Here is a 7,339-nt window from a genome sequence, read left to right as displayed (position 1 = left end):
CGACACCTCCAGAGCGTGCATGTCATCCATTGGATGCCGGATGTGGTTGTCATCGTTTCGATGACATGTTACAACGGAGGTACCTGAAGCGCACTGGCACCCAATGCAGACACATCAGGAGGTTCCCATGCTGATGCGCACCGACCCCTTCCGTGAGCTCGACCGCCTCACCCAGCAGCTGACCGGCCCGGGCACGTGGTCGAAGCCCACCGCGATGCCGATGGACGCCTACCGCGACGGCGACTCCTACGTGATCGCCTTCGACGTCCCGGGCGTCGCCAAGGACGCGATCGACATCGACGTCGAGCGGAACATGCTGACGGTCAAGGCCGAACGCCGGCCCACCGCGAAGTCGGACCAGGCCCAGATGGAGCTCTCCGAGCGGCCGCTCGGGGTGTTCTCCCGGCAGGTCATGCTGGCCGACACCCTCGACACCGACCACATCACCGCGGACTACGAGGCGGGCGTCCTGACCCTGCGGATCCCGATCGCCGAGCGTGCCAAGCCGCGCAAGATCGCCATCGGCGACGGGAGCTCCGGAGGCGGCCGCCCCCCGCCCCGCCCCTCACGGGGCCCCGGCGGCACACCGAGCCGGGGGCAGGAGGATCCCCTCCCTCCTCCCGCCCCCGCAGGACGCCGCCGTCACCCCGGCGGCCAACGCTCCACTCCACCACCCCTGGAGGCACGCGTCATGACCCTGCGCTGGGACACCTTCATCGAGGAGGTACAAGACCGCGGCGAGTACGCCTCCCGTGAGGAAGCCGACCGCGCCGCCCGTGTGGTCCTCGCCCTCCTCGGCGCCCACCTCGTCGGCGAGGACCGCGCCCGCGTCGCCGCCCGGCTCCCCGAGGCGTACGCGCTGATCCTGCTCAACCCGCTGGAGGCGTACGAGCCCCTGGACGCGCAGCGGTTCGTCCGCGCCACCGCCGCCTGGATCGAGGGCGCGACGGAGGCCACCGCGGCCTGGGACGTCAGCGCGGTGCTGAGCGTCGTCGCCGACGCCGTCGACGACGACCTGCTGCAACGACTCCTCCTCCAGCTCCCCCCGGGCTACGACCTCCTCTTCGGCCGCCCCCGTCCGGTCGACCCCCGTCCGCTCGATCCCCGTCCCGCCTGACCCCGTATCCACCTCCCCCCTTTCGCCATCGACATGAAAGGCAGACCCGTGTTCGACCAGGCTGAACTCCGCAGCACCGCACCGGCGATGACGTACGAGCAGATGCTGGAAGCGGTCCGCTACGAGGGCGCCTACCCCGACACCACGCGCGCGGCCGAAGCCGTCCACCACGTCCTGGCCGGGCTCGGCCGCCGGCTCACCGGCGAGGAAAGGGTCGACCTGGCCGCCCGCCTCCCCACCGAGGCCGCCCTCGTCCTGACCGCGCAGGTGCCCGCCTTCGACGAGCTGACCGGCTGGGGCTTCGTCAAGGACCTCGCCTCGCGCGCGGGGACCACCCAGGCCGTCGCCCGCTGGGAGACCGGCGCCGTCCTCTCCGTCGTCGCCCGCCTCGCCGGCCCGGAGCTCCTCGCCCGCATCCTGCGCAGCCTCCCCGGCGGCTACGCCCTCCTCTTCGGCCAGGCCGAGCTCACGACCGCCGCCAGGCCCTGACGCCACGCGGACCGCACTCCCGGGCCGCCCGAGCCGACCGGTGCCGGGCGGCCCCCGCGGTGGTCCGGTCCGCTCACGGCGCCGTGAGGAACTCGCGCAGGTCGACGATCGCGCAGTCCTCCTCCAGAGCCGCGTCGATGATCCGCGGCAGGGCCTGGGCATCGAGGACGACGCCGTCACCCGTGCTGCTCCCGACGTGCATCTGGAGGATGGCCCCGGGCCCCAGGGAGTCCACCGCCCTGCGGACCACCCGGTCCACGGTCATGCCCCCGGCCGGTCCCAGGTAGCCGTTCGTGTCGTTGGTGAACTCGATCGCCGCGTAGCCCAGGTCGTTGACGTCCGCGACCGCGTCCTGCGTGGTGGAGCTGTACGGGAACCGGAAGAACGGGAGGGGCTCGACCCGGGACGCCGTACGGATCGCCTCGTCCGCCTCCCGGACCTCCCGCGCCCGCTCCCGGGTGCTCAGCCCGTCGAAGTACGGGTGGCTGTACGAGTGGTTGCCCAGCCCGTGCCCGGCCTCGGCCATCGCCCGCACAGCCGCCGGACGGGCCTCGGCGTACTCGCCGGTGGGGAAGAACGTGGCGGGCGCCTTCCGGCGGCGCAGCTCCGCCAGGACGGCGGCGAGCCCGCTCTCGTCCCACGCGGCGTTGAAGGTGAGCGCCACCACCCGGCGGGACGTCGGCAGCCGCCGGATCTCCCGCCCGAGCAGCGAGGCCGGGGGCCGAGGACCCACGGCACCGACCCGCCTCCGGGCCGCGGGCGCGGCGACAGCGCGCGAGCCGCCCATCAGCCCCACAGCGGGCAGCGCCGCCAGTACGGCGCGTCGTCCCAGATCCACCGCGGTCACTCCCTCGGACACCGCGCCGCCCGGCACGGCGCTCCCACGAGTGTGCGAGAGCCGCGGGAGCAAGCCACCGCAGCCGTGCCGGGCACCCGGGTGATCCCCCCCCGGTCAGGCGCCCTCCTGCCCTCCTGCCCTCCGCCCGCCGCGGGTGGCGAGGCCACGAAGGGGCGGTGTCCCTCTGGCTCCGCACCCGCCCGGGGCGACACGATGGAGCGGACCCAGGACGAGGCACCGGGCGACCGCGACCGCGACCGCGACCGTGAGCGCGAGCCGCTCGCCGCGGACCGGTCCCCGTCCTGACCGAGAGCTCCACCCGACCCGAAGGGGTGTGCGCCCGTGCCAGACCGCCCGAGAACCGAGACCGGGGACCGCGTCGAGCTCGCCCCCGGCGAAGTCCCCTCCGACGGCCGCTTCGCCAACCCCGACCTCCTCCCCGTCCCGGTCGCGGACCGGCGCTGGACGACGTACAACTTCACGGCCCTGTGGGTCGGCATGGCGCACAACATCCCCTCCTGGCTCCTCGCCTCCGGGCTGGTGGCGCTGGGGATGGACTGGAAGCAGGCCGTCTTCACCATCGCGCTCGCCAACCTCATCGTGCTCGTGCCGATGCTCCTCACCGGGCACGCCGGCCCCAAGTACGGGATCCCCTTCCCGGTACTGGCCCGCGCCCCGTTCGGGGTCCGCGGAGCCAACATGGCCGCGCTCATCCGGGCGGCCGTGGCCTGCTGCTGGTTCGGGATCCAGACGTGGATCGGCGGGTCCGGGATCTTCGTCCTGCTCGGCAAGATCTTCGGCGGCTGGGCGGGGGCCGCCGAGATCGGCGGCGAGCCGTGGACGCTGTGGCTGTGCTTCATCGTCTTCTGGGCCCTCGAACTCGCCATCATCCACCGGGGGATGGAAGCCCTGCGGCGCTTCGAGAACTGGGCCGCCCCCTTCGTCATCGTCGGCGCGCTGACCCTGCTCGTGTGGATCGGGGTGAAGGCGGGCGGCTTCGGAGAACTCCTCGACCAGCCGTCCCGGCTCGGCTGGGGCGCGGACTTCTGGGCGGTCTTCTTCCCCGCCCTCATGGGGATGATCGCCTTCTGGTCCACCCTCTCCCTCAACATCCCCGACTTCACCCGCTTCGGCGCCGGCCAGCGCTCCCAGATCCTCGGTCAGACCCTCGGACTGCCCACGACGATGACCCTCTTCGCGCTGCTGTCGGTGTTCGTCACCTCCGGCTCGGAGGCGGTGTACGGAACCGCGGTCTGGGACCCGGTGGAGCTCGTCGCCAAGACCGACAGCGTCTTCGGGCTGTTGTTCGCCCTGGTCACCGTCCTCGTCGCGACGATCTCGGTCAACATCGCGGCCAACGTCGTCTCCCCGGCCTACGACCTGGCCAACCTGGCCCCCCGCCTGATCGACTTCCGCCGGGGCGCGCTGATCACCGGCGTCGTCGGCGTGCTGATCATGCCGTGGAAGCTGACGTCCACCCCGGAGCTGTACATCTTCACCTGGCTGGGCCTGGTCGGCGGGCTGCTCGGCACCGTGGCGGGCGTCCTCATCGCGGACTACTGGCTCGTACGCCGCACCCGGCTCTCGCTGCCCGACCTCTACCGGGAGGGTGGCCCGTACTGGTACACGGGAGGCTGGAACCTCCGCGCGCTGGCGGCGTTCGTGGTCGGCGGCGTACTGGCCATCGGCGGCTCCCACTCGGCCCCCGGCAAGGGCCCGTTCCCCGAAGCGGGCCTGATCCCCTTCCTGAAGCCGCTGGCGGACTACGGCTGGGTGGTGGGCCTGGCCGCTTCCCTGCTGCTCTACACGGCGCTGATGACCGGGTCGCACCCCGCCGCCCCGGAAGCCGGCGGCGCGCACGGCCGACCGGTCTGAGGACGACAGGGCCGTCCGTCTCCGGCCGCGGTGTTCGGGCGGACCGGGCCGGGCACCATCGCCACCGGAGCCGCCGCCGGTTCGCGGGGCTTGACCTTGTCACTGGTGACAAGGTCGTTCCCTCACCCCATGGACATGGATCAGAACGACACCGGTCGGCGCGTAGTCCTCGTCACCGGGGCCGGTACCGGGATCGGGCGGGCCACCGCGCGGGCCTTCGCCGCAGCCGGGGACCGCGTGGTCGTCGTCGGACGGCGGAAGGCACCACTGGAGGAGACCGCCGAAGGCCATCCCGGGATACGGGTGCTGGCCGGCGACGTCGGCGGGTCCGGCGAACCGGAGCGGATCGTCGGGGAGGTGCTCGGGGCCCACGGACGGCTGGACGTGCTCGTCAACAACGCCGGGATCGTGCGCGGCGCAGCCCTCGGCCGGGTGGTCGCCGGTGACGTCGCCGAGCAGCTGGCCGTCAACCTCGTGGCACCGGTGCTGCTCACCCAGGCCGCGCTGCCCGCGCTGGAGGCGTCCGGGTCGGGGGTCGTCGTGAACGTGAGCACCGCGGTGGGACAGCGGGCGTGGCCCGGAGCGTCCGTCTACGCCGCGACCAAGGCCGCCCTGGACACCCTCACCCGCAGCTGGGCCGTGGAGCTCGCCCCCCGTGGCGTACGGGTCGTGGCGGTGGCGCCGGGCGCGGTGGACACCCCGATCGGGGAACACCAGGGGCTGAGCCCCGAACAGGCCGCCCGGGTACGGGCCTGGCAGCTGGCCCACACCCCGCTGGGGCGGATCGCACGGCCCGAGGAGATCGCCTGGGCGGTGTGCCGGCTCGCGGACCCGGGTGCCTCGTTCGTGACCGGGGTCGTACTCCCCGTCGACGGGGGCGCGTCCGTGGCCTGAGAGCATGACCGGATGCTGATCGGGGAACTGGCCGAGGCCACCGGAACGAGCGCCCGCGCCCTGCGCCACTACGAGGGCGCCGGGCTGATCTCCTCGGAGCGGTTGCCGAACGGCTACCGGGTCTACGACGAGCGTGCCGTCGTCCGGGTCCGCAACATCCGGACCCTCCTCGACGCGGGGCTCACCCTGGACGACGTACGCGTCTTCCTGCCCTGCCTGGACGGTGACGTCGCAGCCGGGCCGCCCTCCCCGGAAGGCCTGGCGGTGGCCCGCCGGCGGCTCGCCGTCCTGGAGGCCCGGGTCGCCGCACAGACGGCCGCACGCGACCGGCTGCGCGAGGCGCTGGGCCAGGGGGAGGCGACGACGCCCCGTCCGGCGAGGGCGTGACCGGGTAGTGGAGGGGCCTGCCGGGCCCCCTCCAGGGACCCGGGGAGGCGGCGTGCGGTGCGTGGAACGTGGCAGGCTGGGCCGGTGAACGACGCCATCACCGCCGCCTGGCGGCGCGCGGCCGGCCATCAGCGCCGGTTCGACGCCCGCTTCGCCACCTACCTTGATGCCCTGACCGACCCCGCGAGCAGCTCCCTGGAGATACCGCGGCACGGCACCTTCCCCGCCCGCGCCCTCCAGCTGGTGCGCGAGCTGTCGCTGCGCGGCGGCAAGCGGCTGCGCGTGACCCTGCTCCACGAAGCGGCGGCCCTGGTCACCGACGGGAGCGTGCCCGGACTGGACGAAGCCGCCATCAGCATCGAACTGCTGCAGACCCACGGCCTGATCCACGACGACATCATCGACGACGCACCCACACGCCGCGGCGGCCCCTCCACCTACTACGCGTACCGCCAGGACTTCCCGGACCGGCCCGGCACCGCGCTCGCACTCGCCGTCCTCGCGGGCGACCTGGCCGCCTTCCTCGCCGGCCGCGTCCTGCTCACCGGCGCCCTGCCCCCCGACCGCGCCCTGGCCATGGCCGCCGTCCAGGCCGACGCCGCCGCTGCCACCGTGGCAGGCCAACTCCTGGATCTGGAACGGGACTTCCACCCCGCGCCCGACATCGAGCTCCTGCACGAGGTCACCGAGTACAAGTCCACCCGCTACTCCATCCTCGCCCCACTCCGTCTCGGCCTGCTCGCCGCCGGTGCCGACCTCGCCCCGCACGACGCCGAACTGCGCCGCTACGCCACCGCCCTGGGGATCGCCAACCAGATCCACGACGACTGGCTCGACCTGTTCGGCGACCCGGAATCCCTCGGCAAACCGGTCGGCTCCGACATCCGTTCCGGGCGCCGCAGCTACGTCGTCCGCGCCCTCCTGGCCGTCTGCGACACGGGCGAACGCAAACTGCTGGACGCGGCCCTGGGAGCCCCGGACTGCGAAGCCGACACCCTCGACCGCATCCGCGACATCGCGCGGGCGCACGGCATCGACCGGCAGCTGCGCGCTGACGCCGAGCGCTACGCGCGCCAGGCCGCGGCCCGGACCGCCACGTGGCGGGAGCGCTGGCGGCCGGACGCCGTGGCGTTCTTCGAGCACATGCCGGCCTGGAGCGTCACCCGCGAGCGATAGCGGGTTCGGGTTCGGGAGGGGTCAGCCCGGGTCGGGCAGGAAGGGGAGGTAGTCCGGCTCCGGCCCGGAGGGGATGACGGCACAGCTCGCCTCGGGAAGCTCGTTCCACATCCCGGGCAGATCTCCGAGCGGCTCGGACACCACGATCCGGGTGTCGTCGGAGATTTCGCGGAGGTAGCCGAGATCCGGGTGCAAGTGGCGGACGGTGTCGGCGCGGCTGCTGTAGAACAGCGACCGGGACGCGCCCTGACTGGAGTACCGGAAGGCCCAGACCCGCTGCCCGTCGCTGACCGCCACCGTCATCTGGAGCGGCTCCAGCACCCCGTGCTCCTTGCCGAGCCGCTCCACGAACCCGGCCATCCTGGCGACCGCACCCGGGACGTCCTGGTCGAGCCCGAAGGTCACCGCCAGGTAGAACATCACCTCGGAGTCGGTGGAGCCTTCCATGAACGGGAACAGCGCCGGGTCGACGGCCATGCACAGGTCCCGCTGCAGCCGGGGGAAGTCCGCGATGGCTCCGTTGTGCATCCACAGCCACCGGCCGTGACGGAACGGGTGGCAGT

General features: G+C 73.2%; 8 protein-coding genes and 1 pseudogene. 7 read left to right on the top strand and 2 right to left on the bottom strand.

The features are described from left to right. Positions 1-127 precede the first annotated feature (127 nt). The 3 genes and pseudogenes from VR44_RS31540 to VR44_RS31535 form a co-directional block, all read left to right on the top strand. A pseudogene (locus VR44_RS31540) lies at positions 128-535 on the top strand (Hsp20/alpha crystallin family protein); the annotation flags it as partial. A gap of 156 nt (positions 536-691) precedes the next feature. Then, positions 692-1,117, top strand: coding sequence for a DUF2267 domain-containing protein (locus VR44_RS43175; RefSeq protein WP_094192045.1), 426 nt, complete (start codon positions 692-694; stop codon positions 1,115-1,117). 33 nt (positions 1,118-1,150) lie between these two features. After that, positions 1,151-1,606 carry a DUF2267 domain-containing protein gene (locus VR44_RS31535; protein WP_045951040.1) on the top strand — a complete coding sequence of 152 codons (456 nt, stop codon included), beginning with the start codon at positions 1,151-1,153 and terminating at the stop codon, positions 1,604-1,606. Positions 1,607-1,679: 73 nt separating this feature from the next. Here VR44_RS31535 and VR44_RS31530 read toward each other — a convergent pair whose 3' ends face one another. Further along, complete coding sequence (locus tag VR44_RS31530; RefSeq protein ID WP_245692613.1) at positions 1,680-2,444, bottom strand: polysaccharide deacetylase family protein; 765 nt, start codon at positions 2,442-2,444, stop codon at positions 1,680-1,682. A gap of 342 nt (positions 2,445-2,786) precedes the next feature. On the opposite strand from VR44_RS31530, the gene VR44_RS31525 reads away from it, so the two are divergent. The 4 genes from VR44_RS31525 (at position 2,787) to VR44_RS31510 (ending at position 6,776) form a co-directional block, all read left to right on the top strand. Then, positions 2,787-4,319, top strand: coding sequence for an NCS1 family nucleobase:cation symporter-1 (locus VR44_RS31525; protein ID WP_045951039.1), 1,533 nt, complete (start codon positions 2,787-2,789; stop codon positions 4,317-4,319). 129 nt (positions 4,320-4,448) lie between these two features. Beyond that, positions 4,449-5,213, top strand: a complete 765-nt coding sequence (locus VR44_RS31520) for an SDR family NAD(P)-dependent oxidoreductase (RefSeq protein WP_045951038.1) — start codon at positions 4,449-4,451, stop codon at positions 5,211-5,213. Between the two features lie 12 nt (positions 5,214-5,225). Continuing rightward, entirely contained in the window at positions 5,226-5,600 is a 375-nt protein-coding gene (locus tag VR44_RS31515; RefSeq protein WP_045951037.1) for a MerR family transcriptional regulator, read from the top strand. Between the two features lie 84 nt (positions 5,601-5,684). Next, the gene (locus VR44_RS31510; RefSeq protein WP_045951036.1) at positions 5,685-6,776 is read left to right on the top strand and encodes a polyprenyl synthetase family protein; all 1,092 of its coding nucleotides are present in this window, start codon (positions 5,685-5,687) and stop codon (positions 6,774-6,776) included. A 21-nt stretch (positions 6,777-6,797) separates the two neighbouring features. Here the strand turns inward: VR44_RS31510 and VR44_RS31505 are convergent. Further along, on the bottom strand, positions 6,798-7,339 hold a 542-nt coding region (locus tag VR44_RS31505), incomplete at its 5' end, for a class II glutamine amidotransferase (protein ID WP_045951035.1).

The organism is Streptomyces katrae, from assembly GCF_000966975.1.
GTDB lineage: Bacteria > Actinomycetota > Actinomycetes > Streptomycetales > Streptomycetaceae > Streptomyces > Streptomyces katrae.
This window is presented reverse-complemented; position numbering and strand designations above follow the sequence as displayed.

What these genes read in the sequence shown, in the direction of transcription:
- VR44_RS43175 (WP_094192045.1), top strand. Translation starts at nt 692, where the DNA reads ATGACCCTGCGCTGGGACACCTTCATCGAGGAGGTACAAGACCGCGGC.
- VR44_RS31515 (WP_045951037.1), top strand. Translation starts at nt 5,226, where the DNA reads ATGCTGATCGGGGAACTGGCCGAGGCCACCGGAACGAGCGCCCGCGCC.
- VR44_RS31520 (WP_045951038.1), top strand. Translation starts at nt 4,449, where the DNA reads ATGGACATGGATCAGAACGACACCGGTCGGCGCGTAGTCCTCGTCACC.
- VR44_RS31535 (WP_045951040.1), top strand. Translation starts at nt 1,151, where the DNA reads ATGAAAGGCAGACCCGTGTTCGACCAGGCTGAACTCCGCAGCACCGCA.